Genomic DNA, 18,618 nt, shown 5'->3' with positions numbered 1-18,618 from the left:
ATTCTTTTTTAATGTTTTATAAATGGATTGTTCACATTTAAAATGCTTGCCTGATTCCAAAATCAACATTTACCTTTAAAAGAGTATACTTTTAAGGAGACTCTTTGGTCCATGCCTCTATTTTTTCATTTATTTTTTGAGCGGACATAAGCCCGTCCGTCCGTTCCATGACCTGGCCTTTTTCATCAATTATAATACTTGTCGGGATCCCCATCACTTTAAATTCTTTTTGAGCTTTTCCTTCTGTATCGAGCAAAACATCGATCTCCCCAGGTTCTGTCTGTCTCACGTAATTTTCTATTTCTGATTTATTTCTGTCTTCTTTTGTTAAATTAACCGCGATTATCTTTATTTTATCGGCTGAAGGACCGCCTTGAACCTCTTTTACTTCCTTCCACTGCTCCTGACAAACGTGGCACCACGTCGTAAAGAAAAATACGAATAACCTTTCTCCCTGAAAGTTCCCTAAAGTCACTTGGTTTCCGTCCATGGTTTCCAACGGCAGGCTATAAAGAGAGTCATCTTCCTGAGCAGCAGTTTCCGACATTGCTTTTTCAACCATTACCCATTCATTTGAAGAAAAGAGGTAAAAAACGCCCCCAGCACACAGTAAAAAAAACATTAAAGCCCATTTAGCACGTTCCAGCATATCCTGTCCCCCTCTCATTCAATCCTTATGTGAAAAAGAAGGGACAAATGACAGTGACTATGAATTTTTAGCATTAGCTGTAAACTTATCAACAACTAAAGCGATTGCGCCGTCTCCTGTTACATTCGCAGCTGTTCCAAAGCTGTCCTGAGCCATATACAAAGCAATCATTAACCCGACAGCCGCTTCATTAAATCCTAACATAGAAGTTAAGATACCAATCGCTGCCATAATCGCGCCCCCCGGAACTCCCGGAGCAGCAATCATGATTACACCTAACATGGCTATCACGGGAAGCATTGTAAAGAAATCCGGAACCGCATAGCCATCTAAAACAGACATAACAGCTATGGTACAACTGACAATCGTAATCACACTTCCTGATAAATGGATTGTGGCACCAAGTGGAATGCTGAAGTCCGCAACATCTTCCCTCACTTTGTTTACTTTTGCCTGCCTCAATGTCACGGGGATTGTAGCGGCACTGCTCATGGTCCCTAACGCCGTAAAATATGCCGGCAGCATGTTTTTTAACAAAGATAATGGATTTCGCCCGGTAAAACTACCTGCTACAACATACTGAATAAAAATCCAGACCCAGTGAGTTAAAACAGCTATAACCAGTACAAGTCCAAAAACTTGTAACGTGTCAAACACGGTTCCTTCTGCAGCTAATGCTGCAAAAATGCCTGCTATGTAAAATGGCAGCAAAGGAATAATGATACGTTTAATGACTATTTCAATAATTGTTTTTCCTTCATCGAAAAAGCGGATTAAAACATCATTCTTTATTTTAGCCATTCCTATTCCGAATAAGAAAGCTGTAATTAGTGCAGTGATTACCCCCATTAGCGGATCAATTTCAAAAGAGAAAAAACCTTCCGGACCCGCTCCTTCTTCAGGCACTGTCCCTTCTGAAGCAATAAGCGGCATAACGATAGTGGCAATAAAAAAAGCTGCAATACCTGCTGCTAACGTAGATAAATATGCAGTCCCTACACTCATTCCAACCAGTTTACCTGAATGTGCCCCTAACTTTGAAACTCCTGAAGCAATAAAAAACAGAATGATCAGAGGAATCATAAATCCAATAAATTCTCCAAAAATGTCTCTGAAAGTAAGCAGGGTTCTGGTAAGCCAGTCTATTCCAATTAGTCCTGCAACGATACCTGCTGTGATGCCTGCAATTAGTTTTAAAATTAATTTCATTTCCTTTTCTTCCCTTCATGAACTGTCCTCGCTTGAAAGACATTTGTATTTACTTAGCACTACTTATATTGCCTTGCGTAAAGAGATTAATCAACAGGTTTAAAAAAAGTCTTAATTTTAAGTTAATTGGATGTTTGCATTTAATTTTTAAACGTCGTATAATGTGATAAGTTTAAGATGAACAGCGATGAGAAAGAGAAGTACTTTTCCTGTAGCATGATCAGAGAGTCTGCGGATGGTGAAAGCAGAACATGCGGTGAAAAGGAATGGCCTTTCGAGCTGGCCGGCCAAAATAACAGTAGGCGGGTCCGTCTTCTCAAACGTTACCTTGAGACTCCTTACCAGTCAGTGGTGAGGTCATGAAGCGATTTCCGTGTATATGGAAATAAACAGGGTGGCACCGCGGTCCATTCGTCCCTAGTATCTATTAGGGACGAATGGGCTTTTTTGTATGGAACTTAACATTTACACATAACACATTTTGAAAGGATGAAATTAATGAAAACAATCTTTTCCGGTATTCAGCCAAGCGGAACTTTAACTTTAGGGAATTATTTAGGAGCTATGAAAAACTTTGTGGATCTGCAGGATGAGCACAATTGTTTCTTTTGTATTGTAGACCAGCATGCGATTACCGTGCCCCAGGACCGGCTGGAACTCCGCAAAAATATTAAAAGCCTTGCAGCCTTGTATCTAGCCGCAGGGATCGACCCTGAGAAATCGACCTTATTTATTCAATCAGAGGTCCCGGCTCATGCCCAACTCGGCTGGATTATGCAATGTGTAAGCTATATAGGAGAATTGGAACGAATGACACAATTTAAAGATAAATCTGAAGGAAAAGAAGCTGTTTCTTCTGCTTTGTTAACCTATCCTCCACTCATGGCAGCTGATATTCTTCTATATAAAACAGATATTGTACCGGTGGGTGAAGACCAGAAACAGCATCTGGAATTAACGAGAAATCTCGCTGAACGGTTTAACCATCGGTATAACGATATATTTACCGTTCCTGAAGTAAAAATACCTGAAGTCGGGGCGCGAATAATGTCTTTAAATGAACCGACTAAAAAAATGAGTAAATCAAACCCTAATCCTAAAAGTTATATTTCCATGCTTGACGACGAAAAACTAATCGTGAAAAAAATAAAAAGTGCTGTGACAGATTCAGACGGAGAAGTCCGGTATGATCCTGACAATAAACCAGGCGTTTCCAATTTACTCACTATCTTCTCTCTATGTTCGGGCATGACTATTAAAGAGCTGGAAGAAAAATATAAAGACAGTGGTTACGGGGTATTTAAATCTGAAACAGCTGAAGCTGTTGTCGAGACCCTCAAACCAATACAGGAAAGATATGAGCAGCTGATGTCCTCTGAGGAACTGGACGACATCCTGGATACCGGGGCAGATAAAGCAAACAGAACGGCTTATAAAATGTTAAAAAAAGCAGAAAAAGCAATCGGCCTCGGCAGAAAAAGGTAATATTTTTTGGGGGGGCCTCCCCCCAAAATATTACCTTTTCGTTTTTTTCTTTTCTTGAGGCTGCTGAAGTTCCCACAGTTTCTCGAAGAAGGGCTGGCCTTTTATCATCGACTGACAATAACTTTCATGACGCTTAGACCATCCGTGCTTTATATCATTAAATAGGCCGTCCCAAGCTTCATCAAAAGACATTAATTGTATCTCATGATATTTGTGCGGAGCCCATTCAGTATACCAGTATCTTAATTCAGCCAGTTCAGCCTGGCAGTACAGCTGATCGAAAGCCATAAACAGCAGTTGCTTTAATTGTTTCTCCCGCCTGACCAGTCCGTGCATCAAATGCGGTTCGGGAGACAGCATATGATATTGTTTATCACATTCCAGGTAATCCATATAGTAATCTGATACAGGATGCTCCTCCACCAGTTTTCTCAGTTGTTCTTCCTGTCTCGGAACCATCCGGCTTTTTCGAATTGGCGTATGATAACCTAATGTATCAACGATGAGAGCCCTTGTCCCATTTGTTGCTATAAAACAATACTCCAATGCACTCCGCTCATTTTTCTGCCGGATAAAGCTTTGTTTATAAACGTCTGCAAGGAGCTCCTCAGGAAGTTCCTGCAGTGTATTTTCAATATAATCAAGCAAGGTATCAGTTATTCTGACTACCGCCACTTGATCCAGAAGTTCAATCCTGTCGCTTTTTTTCCATTCAAAAAATTCACAGACATTGTAGCTGTTCTCTTCTCCCTCAAACCAGTTTACCCAAACATCCCTCATGTGAAGCATGGACAGACCTCCTTACTTATTCTTTGCCAACAGTATTCGCAGATCGTATCCATATTATTCCACAAAGGCTTTATTTCTTAATTTTCTTTCTCTTATTTCCTCTTTTCATTGGAAAATAGACAATTATCCAAATGATAAATATACCGGCAGCAAACATATACGTTTCAATTCGCTGCACCAAAAATAATAAGAAGTTCTGAAGGGAGTAACCAACCGTTAACAAATTCAAATAAGCTACTAAACTTACGCCCCCAAAGACGGCGAGAGCGAAGCCTACAATTAACATAAAAAACTTCATGAAGCCCCTCCCTTCACAGGACCTGGCGATTAACCACCTAAGATATTCTATGAAAGGAAAACAGGCATTAGGACTCGCAAACGAGATTTCATCCCTTTACCTGCTTATTTTTAGTAAATTTACCTGTTAAAAACTGATGATCTTTTATTTCGAGCAAAACCCGGGAGTCTGAAGATTGATCATCTTTCAAATAATTACTAATAATTTCATAACCGAGCTGGTATCCCATTAATGGGGGAATTCCCTTTCTCGAGCCATACAATAAATCTGCGTGGTTTTGCCTTCCCCGAAGATTAATATTCTTTGAATAAATATCTTTCCACCAGCTTTCAACCATTTCTGAAGGATATCTCTTTATCCATGGAGCTGAATATTCTTTCCCCAGCCGGTTTTGAACTTCCCATTCAGCCAGTCCTTCCATAATCATTGATTCCAATAAAGTAATCGAACTCTCTTTTATTCTCTGATATTTAATCCGGCAGGCGTGATGGTACTCATGCAGCAATAAAGCTTTTTGATCATTTTCCGGAAGCGAATCTTTCCAAAAAGCTATAATATAGTCAGGAAACGTGCAGCCGTTTTTACCATCAAGTTCCTCCATTATGTTTGTATGACGCTGGTTCAAGGGAAATAAAAATATATCAATTTCAGGACCCTTAAACTCTTTTTTTAAATCCACCATATGCTTTTTCAAGTTAATTAAATTTATTTTTTTTCTCCATACCATCCAGTCCCGTTTTGTCTTTAAAGATACAGGCATCATTCCCTGGGACATAAGAAAATTGAACCATTCTTCCTTAATTTTTGTTTTATCTTTATCAAACAGCGGCTGGAAGGCCTTGTTTAACGGTATTTTTTCCAGATGGTGGCGGAACACCCAGGAAGACGTATCATATAGTCTCACTATATACCTCCCAAAAGTTTTTAGTGATTTGCTTCACTTTTTTAAAATATATATTGTGATATGCTACCATTAAGGTATGCGAACCCAAGAAAGGTGGGTACTCAATGTCAAAAAAACTATATAATTACAAAAATTATAATCCTTTTTTCGAACAGCTGTCCGAGGAAAACCAGCAGCATCTCTTATTACATGGAGAAAAGGTTACAGTACCAAAAAACAAAATATTATTTTATGAAGGAGAAACAGTAAAATATATATATTTAATTACTAAAGGGCAAGTTCAAATGAGCAAAATGACAATGGATGATAAAAAATTTGTTATTCATATAAAAAGGGAAAATGACATTGTTGGGGAATTCAGCCTGTTTAATGACATGCGTGCAAGTATGACAGCCGAAGCAAAAACACCTGCCACACTCATCCGCTTCGACAGAGATATACTCGAAGGACTGTTTATACAAAACGGGGAAATTGCCACAGTTTTTATTAAACTTTTTGCAAGAAATACGCAAGCCACTCAGGCGAAATTTTCTGATTTGCTCTTATATGGCAAGACAGGCGCCTTTTACTCCATCCTTATTCGCTTCGCACACTCTTACGGAATTGAACATCCTGAAGGAATTAAAATAGACATGAAGCTGACTAACCAGGAGCTTGCCTATTTTATCGGATCAACAAGGGAAACAGTCAACCGGATGTTCAACGAACTTAAAAAAGACGGGGTAACCGAGATTGAGAATGGCTATATAGTTATAAAAAAAATAGAAGAGCTAAAAAAGCACCTCCATTGTGAAAAATGTCCTTTGGAAATATGTACTTTATCCTGATGGGAAGCAGACAGGACTCATAGCCCATCCGGCTGCCGTCCTCCGGTAATAAGGAAGGACGGCTTTTTTCACTGCCCCAGGAGAAGAGAAAGGTTTTTCTATACAAGATGATGTTTATGGGCATATATTGCCGCCTGAGTACGGTCTTCCAGTTCAAGCTTTGCCAGTATATGGCTTACATGAGTTTTCACCGTTTTTATACCAATAAATAACTCTTCCCCGATTTCTTTATTTGATTTACCTTGACCGATCAGGCAGAGGACTTCTTTTTCCCTTTTGGTCAATTCCTCATGTTTCGGCTTATTATTCATATGCCTGAACATTTTCTGAGTCACCTGCCCCTGAAAAGTCGGCTCTTCTTTTACAGCTTTACGAATAGCTGAAGCAATTTCATCTGCTGTTGATGTTTTCAGCAAGTAACTGAAGGCTCCTGCTTCCATTACAGGAAACAGCATTTCGTCATCGAGGTAACTTGTCAAAACTATAATTTTTGCCCGGCTTTTCGAAAGGACCTTCGTTGCTTCAATCCCATTCATTTTCTCCATAAGCAAGTCCATCAGTATGACGTCAGGATCGAATTTAGCAGCAGCTTTAATGGCTTCTTCCCCATCTCCGGCTTCACCGGCCACTTCTATATCATCTTCCACGTTTAAGTATGTAACCAGCCCCATTCGTACCATTTCATGATCATCTACAACCAGCACTTTAATCTTCCTGTCCATCTTCTTTCCTCCTCAACCTTTTATTGGTGCTTTGTCAGCGGAACTCTGAATTCAAGCTTTGTCCCTTTTCCGGGATACGAAACAATCGTTAAATGACCGCCAAGTTCAACCATCCTTTCTTTCATTGAACTTAATCCGTAGTTCCCTGTCTTTTCTTTCTGCACGTTATCCGTATCAAACCCCCGCCCGTCGTCTTCAAGTACGATAAGCAGGCGTTCCCCCCGTAGAAAAGCATGCAGCTGGACTTTTGAAGGATCGGCATGTCTTAATGCATTGGATAAACCTTCCTGGAGGACACGGAATAGCTGCTCTTCAGTTCCTTTTTCCATAGGAGGAACCTTTTTTAAATCGCATTCAAAAGTCAGATGAGGATGTTTACTCAATAATTCTTTCATTAAACTTTCCATCGCCTGTTTTAACGATTTTCCTTCCAGGGTGACCGGGCGAAGATGCATAATTAAAGCCCTTAATTCCTGCTGAGCGTGATGAACCATTTTTTCCGTTTGTTTAAACAGAACTTTCGCCTTTTCTGGGCTTTTATCTAAAACTTTCGGAAGAGCTCCCAGTGACATGGATACAGCAAATAATTCCTGGCTGACCGCATCATGCAAGTCCCTGGCAAGCTTCCTCCGTTCTTCCAGACCTGCTCCTTTTTCAGCCTCTTCAATCAGCTTGGCATTCTCGTTTAACAGTCTTCTCATAGAGACAATCTGCTGCTGCAGATCATCTGTTAATTCATTAACTTCATCAGCAAGTTTTTTAAGTTCATCATTTCTTTCCACAGTTATTTTCCTGTTTAAGGAGCCTCTTTGAAACTGTTTCAACTGATGAATAATATGGGCAAGCGTCCTTTTAAGTGACAGGCCGTAAGAGTAATAATACACCCATCCCGTTATCAGAAATATAACCATAATGATAACTATTAAAAAAGCAAAAATAAGTCTGTCAGAAGCTAAGGCTGTAATGTCGTATAAGAAAGTGGAGGGGGCTCCGGGAGTATGCGGAAGAAAACTTTGTAAAATAAGAAAAAGAATAAACACGGCTGCTCCTGCTGTTAAAACCACTTTAGTCTGTATTCTGAGAAGGTCCCAAAGAATTCCCTGCAGAGATTCTTTATTCTTTTTATTTTTCTGCTGAATTTTTTTTTCGGCTTCAGTCAACTGTGAGAACCTCCACATCTCCAATACTCAGATCAACATTGAGTATTAATCTTTTTTCTGACTCATGGAATCCCGGGCTTGTGTAAGTAGCATTCCTGCCTGTCCCTCCATGAGAATCATCAAAGAGCGTCACTTCACCAACTTTCACGTAAACACCAGCTTTTACAGCCATTTCTTTCGGAACGTAAATTTCCACTGAACCTATCCAGCTGGATACGTCAATTATATTATCGCCTTCCTTTAGGATCGCTTTAGTCAAATCAAGTTCAATACTTCCTATTCCCATATTTATATCCATACCATCGGGTTCCCATGGCTGTTTGCCAAGAGAAATATCTCCAATAAAGGTCCGGTGTGTTTTTCTGTCTTGTCCAGGTCGCCCCACTGTTCCACTGAAGGGTCCAAAATTAAAATCAGCAGAGCGGTCTTTGTTTTTACCTTTCCTCTTTTCTCTCTTAACTTTTTCTATATCATCAGGCCCTAAATTAATTACTACATTACCGTCACGGTCAAATAATACTTTAAAACCTATATATACGATCAGAAGAGGCCATATCCAGCTCCATAAATCTCCCAGACCATAGCTGAACCACCCTGCATTGTTTCCTAATAGAACGGCTCCGACTGCTGTGACAATGAGTCCCCATATAATTTTGCCAATATGCCATCTGTCTCTTCTTAATCCGTGAAAAAAGTAGACGAGCCCCTCAAAAAGGATTTTTAATCCGAAGAGAACGATAATTGCCGGCCAGAAAGTCGAAAAAAGACTAGTTACTTCTGTATCAATAAAACCAGTATTTGCCATGAGAAAGACGATTCCTGTACTTAATATAAGGATTCCTATGAAATTCTTCATCTAAAGACACCTCTTTTCAAATAAGAAAACCGCGCGATCCCTTGCAGCTTTCTCATCTTTTATTGTATCCTTTTATACCATTTCCGCCAATTAATTTTTAGTAATATTCTGGCAGGCGATCAACTCACTTTTAATGCTCGTACAGGCATTAAGCAAATCCCTGATTCTTGCCTAACTAAATTTTAAATTCAAAAACGGCGCAGTTAAACGCCCTTCAGACGGTCTTCTTCTCAACCTTAAGTCTGATTTTTACAGGTGGTCTCTGTAACCCGCGAGATAAATTTAATTTAAACCTCAACTTTCTTATAATACAAAAAATACCCAGGAAACCGCAGTTTCCTGAGCAGTAAATTCTTATATTACTTTTCATAACGTTTAAACACCAAGGAAGCGTTATGCCCTCCAAAACCGAGTGAATTACTCATAACCACTGGCACATCCTGTTTCCTCGCTTTATTTGGAACATAGTCCAAATCGCAGTCAGGATCAGGTGTTTCATAATTCATAGTTGGAGGAATAATGCCCTCCTGAATAGCTTTTACAGAAAAAATGGCTTCAACTGCACCTGCCGCCCCTAAAAGATGCCCAGTCATCGATTTTGTAGAACTAATAGCAAGGTTATGGGCAGTTTCTCCAAACACTTTTTTAGCTGCAGTCGTTTCATATTTATCATTATACTCGGTACTTGTTCCATGGGCGTTTAAATAAGTGACTTCAGACGGAGACATTTCCGCGTCTTCAAGCGCCTGCATCATTGCACGGGCAGCCCCTTCCCCTTCAGGAGCAGGTGCTGTGACATGATAAGCATCTCCTGTAGCTCCGTACCCTGCAATTTCAGCGAGGATCGTGGCCCCCCGTTTCTCAGCTGATTCCAATGACTCGAGAACGAGAATACCTGAGCCTTCTCCCATAACAAATCCATCTCTGTTCTTATCAAATGGGCGGCTTGCTTTTTCAGGGTCAGGATTAAGCGATAAAGCCCTGGCAGATGAAAAGCCTGCCATAGACATTTCTGTTATAGGCGCTTCTGCTCCTCCGGTTAGCATGACATCTGCATCTCCGCGCTCGATCACTTTATAAGCATCGCCAATAGAGTTAGCCCCTGAAGCACAAGCTGTAACTGAGCAGGAATTTATTCCTTTGGCCCCAAGCTGAATCGATACTTGCCCGGAAGCCATATCTGGAATCAGCATTGGAACGAAGAAGGGAGAGACACGGCGATAGCCCCGTTTTTCATAAAGGCGGAATTGTTTTTCATAAGTTTCCATTCCGCCAATACCGGAACCGATCCACACACCTATTCGGTCTGCGTTTGAATCATCAATCGTTAAACCGGCATTCTCAACTGCCATTTTTGCACTGGCAACCGCAAACTGAGTGAACCTGTCCATCTTTCTAGCGTCTTTTCCATCCATAAACTGAGAAGGATCGAAGTCTTTTACTTCTGCTGCTACTGTAGCAGGAAATTGTCCTTCTTCAAATTTTGTGAGGCGATTAATTCCTGACTCGCCGTTAATCAGTTTGTTCCACGTGATATCTATATTATTCCCCAAAGGGGAAACGGCGCCTGCGCCTGTAATAACTACTCGTTTTTTTGACATTGTCGGAAACCCCTTTCCTTTTTCTCCCATTGTATCATTTTGTTTTATTTTCCCCATTTAATAGCTGCAGCGCCCCAGACGAGGCCTGCTCCAAAACCAACCATCACTACGACGTCTCCCTCTTTGATTTTACCTTGATCCAATTCATGAACCATGGAAAGAGGAATAGAAGCAGAAGATGTATTTCCATATTTATTAACTGTCATAGACATTTTTTCAACTGGAAGATCCAGTCTCTGTCTGGCAGATTCCATAATTCGGATGTTTGCCTGATGAGGAATAAGAAAATCAACGTCCTCTTTAGTTAGTCCGGCTTTCTTTACTACATTTAACGAAGATTCCCCCATCTGCCTGACTGCAAATTTGAAGACTTCCCGTCCATTCATAAGAAGATGGTCTTCCATTCGGATATGTGCTCCGCCTGTTCCGTCAGACCCTAATTCAAAAGAAAGTATTCCCCGGTCTTCAGCCACCGGTCCAAGAACGGCTGCACCTGAACCATCCCCAAACAGTACAGCGGTATTCCGGTCTTTCCAGTCCACAACCTTAGAGAGCTTTTCTGTCCCGATAACCAATACATGTTTATAAGCCGACGTCTCTATGAACTGTTTACCTGTTACAAGCCCGTAAACAAAGCCCGCACAAGCGGCACTTACGTCCATGGCTGACGCTTTAGTTGCACCAAGCTGTGTTTGCAGCATAGAGGACACAGATGGAAAGCTCTGATCCGGAGTCACCGTAGCCACGATAATCATGTCCAGTTCTTCAGGATGAACTCCTGCATTATCAAGCGCTTCAACTGCTGCATAGTAACTCATATGCGATGTATCTATATCATCAGAAGCAATACGCCTCTCTTCAATGCCTGTGCGGGAACGAATCCATTCATCATTTGTATCTACTTTTTTCTCTAAATCTTCATTAGTGAGGACATGCTCCGGAATGTATTTACCCATTCCCCATATTCCTGCTCGCATCTCTTTTCCTCCTCATAACATTCATGATCAAGTATGTTTTTATAGTTATTATTATGACCTAGTGCTAAAAAAATTGCAACGTTTTTACTGCACAGGAAAGCTTCTATTCTTACTGAACACTCTGGTTACTATTCGTTACTGAATAAACACGGAAAACAAACCTCAATACAGTTTTGTAAAAAACACCCCAAATAAAAAAACACCCGGAACAACATTTTAAAAATTGTTCCGGGTGTTATTAAAGTTACTATCATTTTGTTTCTGCCTTTTTGTACTGTAGTACGTTTAATGGCTCTCGTTACTGTCAGAATCCAAATTGATGGCATGCATTAATTCTTCGAACATTTCATCAACTCTTTTAACCAGATCCTTTTCCCCTTTTTTAGAAGGTGTATAATTTTTCAGTTCTTCATATGTTTGCAGGAACGAATCGATATCTTTTGATCCTAGTTGTGCAATCGACGTGTAACATAATAAGGTTACGTTCGGCTTTTCTTCCTGATGAAATAAAGGAACCAATGGTTCCAGCAGTTCTTTTGCTTCCTGATAATTTTTGCTGTGCACAGCCTCGTACCCTTTGACGATACGGTCTGCCATCTTTTTAACTGCTTTTGACTGCTGATCTGACATAAATCAATCTCCTAACTGGCTGTAAAAATTATATAGATAAGTATGGAGTGTTAAAGTGATCCCATTTTTCCCGTCTCCCGTTAATCCATTTTAACAGCATATACATTTGACCTAAATGATAACTTTCATGGTGATTTAAATGATATAACACCCATTCAGGCGAGTAGACCTTTTCAGTGTCTCCATCTTTAACCTTTAATATCGCTTTTCTAAACTCAAAATCCGACAAACTATGGTAATATTCACGGGTTAACATACGGGCTTCACCGAGTCTGGCTAATACCCAGCTTTTCTCCATCCCTGTCGGAGCTGTTATTTCCTGTTTTTCTTTAAAGTCAAACTTTTTCCGGTCTTCAGCTGTTAAACCTTCACCAGTCAGCACCATTTTATTCCACCATAACTCAATTTGGGCTAAATGCAGCGCATAACCTCCTAAAGTCGGGAAATCGTGTACCTGATGATGAAGATCCTGGTCATCGAGCTCGTCCAGAAGCGTAAGCAGACGTTCTCTTGTTAAAATTAAACCTCCGAGTAAATGAAGTGATTCTCTTGAAGAGACTGGCGCCAGTGTGTGTTCTTCCATTATTATCACCCTTTACAATTTAATTAGTTTCATGAGGCAATTTTCCTGTCTGGATATATGTGTCAACTTGCTCTTCAAGCCACTTCTTAATATCTTCAGGTACTTCCTGACCAAAACTGCCCAGTGAAATAACTTCCTCCTGAAAATCATAATACTTGTTCCCGGTCTCCAATTCACCGTTTTTAAACTGAGTGGCAACATATTCATATAACTTCTCTACTTCCTGCACGGTACTCGTCAATATAGTTGACTCGCCCAGGTCTATCTGGTCACCTACATAACCGATCGCATACAACCCTTCTTTCTTGACTTCTTCTACGACCCTGACGTGGTACCCGTCACCAGCAGGATAAAAAATATCAGCGCCTTTATTTTTCATTTCATGGAAAACCTCTACAGCTTTTTCTTCATCTGCCCAGCTTTCCACGTACTCTACTAGTACATTGACAGAAGGTGAATGATAGTTAGCCCCATCTTCGTAACCCTGGACCTCAGGCTGGAATGGAAAGGCAGCGATTGTTCCGATCGTTCCCTCTTCAGACATCTCACTTGCTAACATACCGGCGAAATAACCCATTGCATACCCGTCAAAATGCAGGCTTGTAATATTGTCCCCTTCCACTTCACCGTTAAAGCTCACGAAATGAATTGAAGGAAAATCATCTTTTACTTCCATGAAAATATCTGCATAAATATGGCTGTGACCGATAATGAGTCCTGCCTCTTCCTCTGCAAATTCTCTTATTGCTTCTTTTACAGCCTCACTTGAGCGTATATCCTCTTTTAAGGATATTTCGAGATCCATTGCTGACTGGACCTTTAAAATACCCTGATACCCTTTACTGTTCCACCCTCTGTCATCGACTGGATGGGGCAGCAATACCCCGATTTTATCAAGGGGTTTTTCCTGAGCCTGGGCACAACCGGCCAGAAGCAGGAATAAAGCGAAAACAAACAGTAATATCTTACGGTTCATCTTAATAGCCACGCTCCCTATTATAGTTGTTATAATACTTAAACCGTGTTTCCTGGAGTGATGGAAGGAAGCAGAAAATGATTATTTCTAAATGTATTATTCTACACTCTGGCTGTTTTTTCCTCCTATAGGTTCTACTCACTGTTTTTTCTGAACTGGTAGAAAAGCCATTCTGTTGCACCGCCTGCCAGTAACGAACTGATAACAATAACTTCCACAGGCCAGTCAACTGCTGAATTGAGTGTGAAAAAAACAGCCAGTGCTACTAATGAAAAAATAACGACCCCTATAGTTAATCTCATAATATTCTCCTTTCCAGCTATTATTAGAGTCGCAAAAATGAGTGAAGAAAACAAGCAGAAAAATGGGCAGGCTTTTTAAGATCCTATCCGGACCTCCTTTTTATGATTCCAATTTTCACTTGTGCCTAGTTGCACTTATATCTGTGGCATAAGCCTTCGTAAAGAGTGAACCGGCAGATTAAAGGGACAAGTGCCCGCCTGACGAATTAAAATCACTCCTTTTCTCAAAAAGAACAGCCGAACAAAATTTTTGAATTTTGTTCGGCATTCTTTATGATTACTATTCTTTTCTCCCAGCCTCTTCAAGGTTTTCGTTTGTAAGTCCAGATGCGGTCTTTATTCCTTGTCTCAGGAAAAGTGTCGCCTGCCTCCAGATGAATTTGCTGAGGCTTCTGCACCATGCTCCCTGTTTCTCCTATTTCCACATACATACCGTTATTCGGTGCTTTGTCGCCCGTCTTAAACTGATGACGCTGTCCCATCTGTTTCACCTCTGAAAATGTAATATGCTTTATCTTTCCCGCTTACACTTAAATCATACGCTCATACGCATAAGGTGCCAGCATACAGTCACGACATGGTATTTCAATTAATTAAATGTAATAGCCAGTAACGATAAAAATAAAAAAAAGCAGACTGTTGGCAATTTCAACTATTCCAATGCTCATCGGTTTATTTAAATATTTTTCAGGAAGAAAAATTGTCTTCAGTGTACTTAAAAAGAATGCCGCTGCGGCACCGAACCATCCAGTCAATATAGTAGCAAAGGTGATTAAGATGTGATAACCGTATGATGTTTTACGGAATAACATATTCTTTTTTTCCCTGATCAGCGATTTAACGTGGAAGACACTCGCTATAAAATAAATAATAGTGATGGCTGTATATAAATAGGCTTCTCCGGCCAGTGTGCCTTTACCGAGCTGGTAAGCGAACAGAAGGAGAGCAGCCAGAGCTGTAATCGCAGCAGCATCATTCAAAAAGCTCCGCTCTTTCTTTATTTTTGCAAAAAAGATATTAATACAAAATAATGGCAAAATACTTAAACCAATTAAAAGCAGCGTTATATCAGAGAGCATATAAGGAATTAAAATGAGACTTCCAAGACCTGCATAAATAAAAAATGATGGCCATACATCCCGGTATTTAGGCTGTCTGATAAACGTCAGCAAAGGCGCCTGGGCAAAATACACGGCTGTTAATCCGGCAAAAAATAAAAGATGATGATAATTTAACCCGGAAATAACTGCGCCGATCCAGTAAGGAACGATGAACATTGCCCAAGCCCCATGTTCCCTGGGTATATACCATTTCATAATAACCCCCTCTTTCCTGTAATGTTCTAATTTAAGTTTACTAAAGGAGACTTTTTTTGTATGTGATGCGGGTCACAATTGCTTTTAACTTATGTGATTTTTCCCACAGCGCAGGTTTTACTGATTTGTTATCATCGTTATATGAGAAACTGTAAATGCAACGGGAGGTTGTCACTATGTTAGTTGTACGCTTAAATTATAAAACCGAAAGCGGAGTTTTCCCTGTTTTATCCAAATACGGGTTTCAATTTAAAGGTAATTCCTATGAAAAAAATTTAAAATCAGACGCTTTCTCAGTGGTTATGACTCACAAGAATGACGAGAAAGTGCTGAAAGCTGTGTGTGAAGACGAAATTTCGTTTGACGGATGTAAAGAATTGTATGCTCTTATTGCCCACTTGTCTGAACACTTGCAGGCGGAGGTGGATGATAAAGAAGCCATGCTTGGATATGATTCAGAAGGCAGACCTGCCTACTTATATCACGGATTTACGGCTTGGAGAGAATTTATAAATCAGGCAAAGCACCGTTCAATGGAGGGCTTCACAGTAGAAGTATTTGATGGTCAAAAGTTACTGGGAAGAGGTATTCTCATTCAGTCCGATGTTTCTTCTCGAACTAAACAAGGGCAGAAACAGACGCCATTCTGTACGATTATCTCTTCTGAAGGAGAGGAAACCTTTTTAGGAGATCACCTGAATATTATTCCCGTTACTGACGAGACAGGATTTAATATTTAATTAATGGTGCCGTTTGCCGCTGAAGAGGAAGTAAACCAGTCATACATGTTTCTGTAAAATAACCTTTTCTGCGGCAGCTCTGATTATCTAAATGGCTGCTGTGCGGTGCTGCCCCTTCTTTTAATCAAAAAAAAAGGCTCTCTCATGAGTAGCCCTTTTAGATGGTGCAGATTTCTACGGGGCAGTCCCCGCAGTGTAAATAGTCTTTTAAAAATTCTATTTTGTGGATCGTAATATAACCGTTTTTCATGGACAGGACACCTGTTTTTTTTAGGTCATTTAATAATCTGTTTACGCTCTCTCTCGTTGTTCCTATATAATTAGCAATATCCTGGTTTGTGAGGTGGACATTAATAAATATTCCCTCTTCACTCATCATTCCGTAAGAATTGCTGAACCTGATGAGCGTAGAATAAATGGCACCAGTTTTTCCGCAAAGAATAAGGTCCCTGAACTTCGCCTGGGTAGACTGAGTATGCCTGGCAAACCATTTCATAAAAGCGACTGCTATTTCGCCATTTTCGCGGAAAAGTTCTTCCAGCGTATGGCGGTCAAAGCGGACTAGTGTGGCATCTTCAATAACTTCCGCTGTCACACTGATGGCCATTTCATTGAATAAACCCACTTCACCAACAAGTTCATCTTTTTGTTTCAAATGCACGGAGAATTCTTTTCCTTCAGATGTCATTTTGCTTAACCTGACTTTTCCGGATCTGACGAGGTATACATGTTCAGGAAAATCGCCTTCATAAAACAGAAAAGTGCCGTTTCTCACATTAATTTGCAGTCCATTTTTTAAGAGAAGTTCTCTGTTTTCGGCAGACATTTCGTTAAAAAAACGTTTCATTTTTAATTCTTGTTTTTCCATGTTCTTCCCCGCTTTCTCTTAAAAGAATGATCCATAGCGTTCCCAACGAATTTGTTTTTCTATATTTACATGTTAACACTATTAAGAAAGTATAAAGTGGAAAAAGATGTCTAATTTATGACTTTTAGTAAAATGTAAAATGCCCGGCGGAAAACCCGCCAGGGCATTTTACTATCAGGAGCTTCAGGCCGAAGCCGTTTTTCTTTCAGGCACTTCCCCATCGGTTTCTTCAGATTCTTCGTCTCTGCTAAGTGCTTTATCAACTGAAGACAACTCATATTCTTCCCCGTGAGATCCCTTAGGCTCATCTAAAAAGAACAGACAGAATAAGAAACTTCCAAAAGCTCCAGCCGCTAAGATAAAGAAAAAGGTTTGCGGTGTGACAAGAGTATAGATTGTTAAATAAACAACAGCCCCGACATTTCCATACGCCCCGGCCATACCGGAAATCTGCCCGGTAATCCTTTTTTTAATAAGAGGAATGACAGCAAAGGTAGCTCCTTCTGCGCCCTGTATAAAAATTGATGTAGCAACTGTAACAGCAATGGCAAGGATCAGCGGCCATTCAGAATTGATAAACGCCATGCCGAAAAGTCCTGATGAAATACCGAACATGTAAAATAGCATCACTGTTTTCCGTTTTGACATCTTATCCGATAGCCAGCCCCCAAGCGGTCTGGCAAACAGGTTAACAAATGCAAATGATGAGGCAATCAGTCCTGCAGCCATTGGCGAAAGATTAAATGTGACCAGAAAAAATAGTGGCAGCATAGAAACGATAGCCAGTTCTGCTCCAAAGTTAGCAAAATACGTGGTATTGAGAGCGGCGACGTTTCTGAATTTGTATTTATCGTCCTCCGGAACCCCGTTTCTTAAGATTGGCAGATTGACTCGGAGAATCTGGGTAATCTGATAGACAAGCACTACAAATAAAATGGCAAATACGATATACATCGCCTGCTCTGAAACAAACTCAAGGTTTTTCAGCCGCCAAGTTAACAAACCTAAAGCCCCTGCCAGCGGAAGCGTCCATAAGATTAACTGGATCATATCCCCGTACGTGCTGACTTCCATAGCTGCCACTTTCCTCGGCTTTTGATATGTTTTACCTTCCGGAGTATCAGAGACGGAAAACCAATAAACGATCCCGTAAACAATACAGGCTACCCCCGTAAACGCAATAGCATAACGCCAGCCTTCATCCCCGCCGAACGCGGAAATAGCCAGCCATGGAAGAACGATTGCAGCTACAGCTGAACCGAAGTTCCCCCATCCAGCATAAAACCCTTCTGCAAAACCGACGCTTTTAGGCGGAAACCATTCAGACACCATACGAATGCCTACGACAAAGCTCGCGCCTATGGAACTCAATAAGAGCCTGGAAATAAACAGTTGTATCCATGTATTACCAAATGCAAACATGAAAGTCGGAATAGCCATAACGATTAATAAAATTGAGAAGACCCGGCGCGGGCCGTATTTATCTAACAGCATTCCAATTACAATGCGGGCAGGAATAGTTAAGGCAACGTTCAGAATAGCCAGTGCAGCGATGTGATCTGTTGTCAGCCACCCTACTGAAGCGACCATTGTACCGGAGAGAGGCGCCATGTTAAACCAGGCGAAAAAAGAAACGAAGAAAGCTCCCCATGTTAAATGCAGTGTCCGTGTTCTGGGATTATTAAACTGGAATAACTCTTTGATTTTCATAGACAGCGCTCCCTTT

At 40.5% G+C, this 18,618-nt stretch carries 21 protein-coding genes and 1 other annotated feature; of the genes, 3 read left to right on the top strand and 18 right to left on the bottom strand.

What is annotated here, in order from left to right:
• Positions 1 to 91: 91 nt before the first annotated feature.
• Together BMW59_RS08325 and BMW59_RS08320 are read right to left on the bottom strand one after the other, a co-directional pair.
• Entirely contained in the window at positions 92 to 649 is a 558-nt protein-coding gene (locus tag BMW59_RS08325; protein WP_177174243.1) for a TlpA family protein disulfide reductase, read from the bottom strand.
• A 57-nt stretch (positions 650 to 706) separates the two neighbouring features.
• Positions 707 to 1,858, bottom strand: a complete 1,152-nt coding sequence (locus tag BMW59_RS08320) for a dicarboxylate/amino acid:cation symporter (protein WP_093050115.1) — start codon at positions 1,856 to 1,858, stop codon at positions 707 to 709.
• 178 nt (positions 1,859 to 2,036) lie between these two features.
• Positions 2,037 to 2,280 (top strand) — a binding site (T-box leader).
• Between the two features lie 76 nt (positions 2,281 to 2,356).
• On the opposite strand from BMW59_RS08320, the gene trpS reads away from it, so the two are divergent.
• Complete coding sequence (gene trpS, locus BMW59_RS08315; RefSeq protein WP_093050112.1) at positions 2,357 to 3,343, top strand: tryptophan--tRNA ligase; 987 nt, start codon at positions 2,357 to 2,359, stop codon at positions 3,341 to 3,343.
• Positions 3,344 to 3,373: 30 nt separating this feature from the next.
• Here the strand turns inward: trpS and BMW59_RS08310 are convergent, their stop codons facing one another.
• From BMW59_RS08310 to BMW59_RS08300, 3 genes are all read right to left on the bottom strand, one after another.
• Positions 3,374 to 4,132 carry a DUF3603 family protein gene (locus BMW59_RS08310; protein ID WP_093050109.1) on the bottom strand — a complete coding sequence of 253 codons (759 nt, stop codon included), beginning with the start codon at positions 4,130 to 4,132 and terminating at the stop codon, positions 3,374 to 3,376.
• 70 nt (positions 4,133 to 4,202) lie between these two features.
• Positions 4,203 to 4,430 (bottom strand): YuzI family membrane protein, encoded by a 228-nt coding sequence (locus BMW59_RS08305; protein ID WP_093050106.1) that lies wholly within the window; start codon positions 4,428 to 4,430, stop codon positions 4,203 to 4,205.
• Between the two features lie 88 nt (positions 4,431 to 4,518).
• On the bottom strand, positions 4,519 to 5,334 hold the full coding sequence (locus BMW59_RS08300; protein ID WP_093050103.1) for a DUF2268 domain-containing putative Zn-dependent protease: 816 nt from the start codon (positions 5,332 to 5,334) through the stop codon (positions 4,519 to 4,521).
• Positions 5,335 to 5,438: 104 nt separating this feature from the next.
• Between BMW59_RS08300 and BMW59_RS08295 the strand changes: the two genes are divergently transcribed.
• Positions 5,439 to 6,161, top strand: a complete 723-nt coding sequence (locus tag BMW59_RS08295) for a Crp/Fnr family transcriptional regulator (protein WP_093050100.1) — start codon at positions 5,439 to 5,441, stop codon at positions 6,159 to 6,161.
• 98 nt (positions 6,162 to 6,259) lie between these two features.
• On the opposite strand, the gene BMW59_RS08290 is transcribed toward BMW59_RS08295, so the two are convergent.
• The 11 genes from BMW59_RS08290 to BMW59_RS08245 form a co-directional block, all read right to left on the bottom strand.
• Entirely contained in the window at positions 6,260 to 6,883 is a 624-nt protein-coding gene (locus BMW59_RS08290; protein ID WP_093050098.1) for a response regulator transcription factor, read from the bottom strand.
• A 20-nt stretch (positions 6,884 to 6,903) separates the two neighbouring features.
• A complete protein-coding gene (locus BMW59_RS08285) occupies positions 6,904 to 8,043 on the bottom strand; it encodes a sensor histidine kinase (protein ID WP_177174242.1) in 1,140 nt (379 codons plus the stop codon).
• Complete coding sequence (gene liaF / locus BMW59_RS08280) at positions 8,036 to 8,899, bottom strand: cell wall-active antibiotics response protein LiaF (protein ID WP_093050092.1); 864 nt, start codon at positions 8,897 to 8,899, stop codon at positions 8,036 to 8,038. The genes BMW59_RS08285 and liaF overlap by 8 nt, the downstream gene beginning before the upstream one ends.
• 359 nt (positions 8,900 to 9,258) lie before the next feature.
• Entirely contained in the window at positions 9,259 to 10,500 is a 1,242-nt protein-coding gene (gene fabF, locus BMW59_RS08275) for a beta-ketoacyl-ACP synthase II (RefSeq protein WP_093050397.1), read from the bottom strand.
• Between the two features lie 44 nt (positions 10,501 to 10,544).
• Positions 10,545 to 11,477 (bottom strand): beta-ketoacyl-ACP synthase III, encoded by a 933-nt coding sequence (locus tag BMW59_RS08270; protein ID WP_093050089.1) that lies wholly within the window; start codon positions 11,475 to 11,477, stop codon positions 10,545 to 10,547.
• A gap of 285 nt (positions 11,478 to 11,762) precedes the next feature.
• Positions 11,763 to 12,107, bottom strand: coding sequence for a hypothetical protein (locus tag BMW59_RS08265; protein WP_093050086.1), 345 nt, complete (start codon positions 12,105 to 12,107; stop codon positions 11,763 to 11,765).
• A gap of 28 nt (positions 12,108 to 12,135) precedes the next feature.
• The gene (locus BMW59_RS08260) at positions 12,136 to 12,690 is read right to left on the bottom strand and encodes a DinB family protein (RefSeq protein WP_093050083.1); all 555 of its coding nucleotides are present in this window, start codon (positions 12,688 to 12,690) and stop codon (positions 12,136 to 12,138) included.
• A gap of 19 nt (positions 12,691 to 12,709) precedes the next feature.
• Positions 12,710 to 13,666: a BMP family ABC transporter substrate-binding protein gene (locus BMW59_RS08255; RefSeq protein ID WP_093050080.1), complete on the bottom strand. Its 957-nt coding sequence runs from the start codon at positions 13,664 to 13,666 to the stop codon at positions 12,710 to 12,712.
• 134 nt (positions 13,667 to 13,800) lie between these two features.
• The gene (locus tag BMW59_RS21605) at positions 13,801 to 13,968 is read right to left on the bottom strand and encodes a hypothetical protein (RefSeq protein WP_177174241.1); all 168 of its coding nucleotides are present in this window, start codon (positions 13,966 to 13,968) and stop codon (positions 13,801 to 13,803) included.
• A 302-nt stretch (positions 13,969 to 14,270) separates the two neighbouring features.
• A complete protein-coding gene (locus BMW59_RS08250) occupies positions 14,271 to 14,450 on the bottom strand; it encodes a YjzC family protein (RefSeq protein ID WP_093050077.1) in 180 nt (59 codons plus the stop codon).
• A gap of 111 nt (positions 14,451 to 14,561) precedes the next feature.
• Complete coding sequence (locus BMW59_RS08245; protein ID WP_093050074.1) at positions 14,562 to 15,284, bottom strand: YwiC-like family protein; 723 nt, start codon at positions 15,282 to 15,284, stop codon at positions 14,562 to 14,564.
• 176 nt (positions 15,285 to 15,460) lie between these two features.
• Here BMW59_RS08245 and BMW59_RS08240 point away from each other — a divergent pair, with 176 nt between their 5' ends.
• Positions 15,461 to 16,024: a hypothetical protein gene (locus tag BMW59_RS08240; RefSeq protein ID WP_093050071.1), complete on the top strand. Its 564-nt coding sequence runs from the start codon at positions 15,461 to 15,463 to the stop codon at positions 16,022 to 16,024.
• A 157-nt stretch (positions 16,025 to 16,181) separates the two neighbouring features.
• On the opposite strand, the gene BMW59_RS08235 is transcribed toward BMW59_RS08240, so the two are convergent.
• Complete coding sequence (locus tag BMW59_RS08235; RefSeq protein WP_093050068.1) at positions 16,182 to 16,892, bottom strand: Crp/Fnr family transcriptional regulator; 711 nt, start codon at positions 16,890 to 16,892, stop codon at positions 16,182 to 16,184.
• Positions 16,893 to 17,075: 183 nt separating this feature from the next.
• Positions 17,076 to 18,602 carry an MFS transporter gene (locus BMW59_RS08230; protein WP_093050065.1) on the bottom strand — a complete coding sequence of 509 codons (1,527 nt, stop codon included), beginning with the start codon at positions 18,600 to 18,602 and terminating at the stop codon, positions 17,076 to 17,078.
• Between the last annotated feature and the right edge of the window lie 16 nt (positions 18,603 to 18,618).

Source organism: Salipaludibacillus aurantiacus, from assembly GCF_900111295.1.
In the GTDB taxonomy this organism is placed as follows: Bacteria; Bacillota; Bacilli; order Bacillales; family Salisediminibacteriaceae; genus Salipaludibacillus; species Salipaludibacillus aurantiacus.
This window is presented reverse-complemented; position numbering and strand designations above follow the sequence as displayed.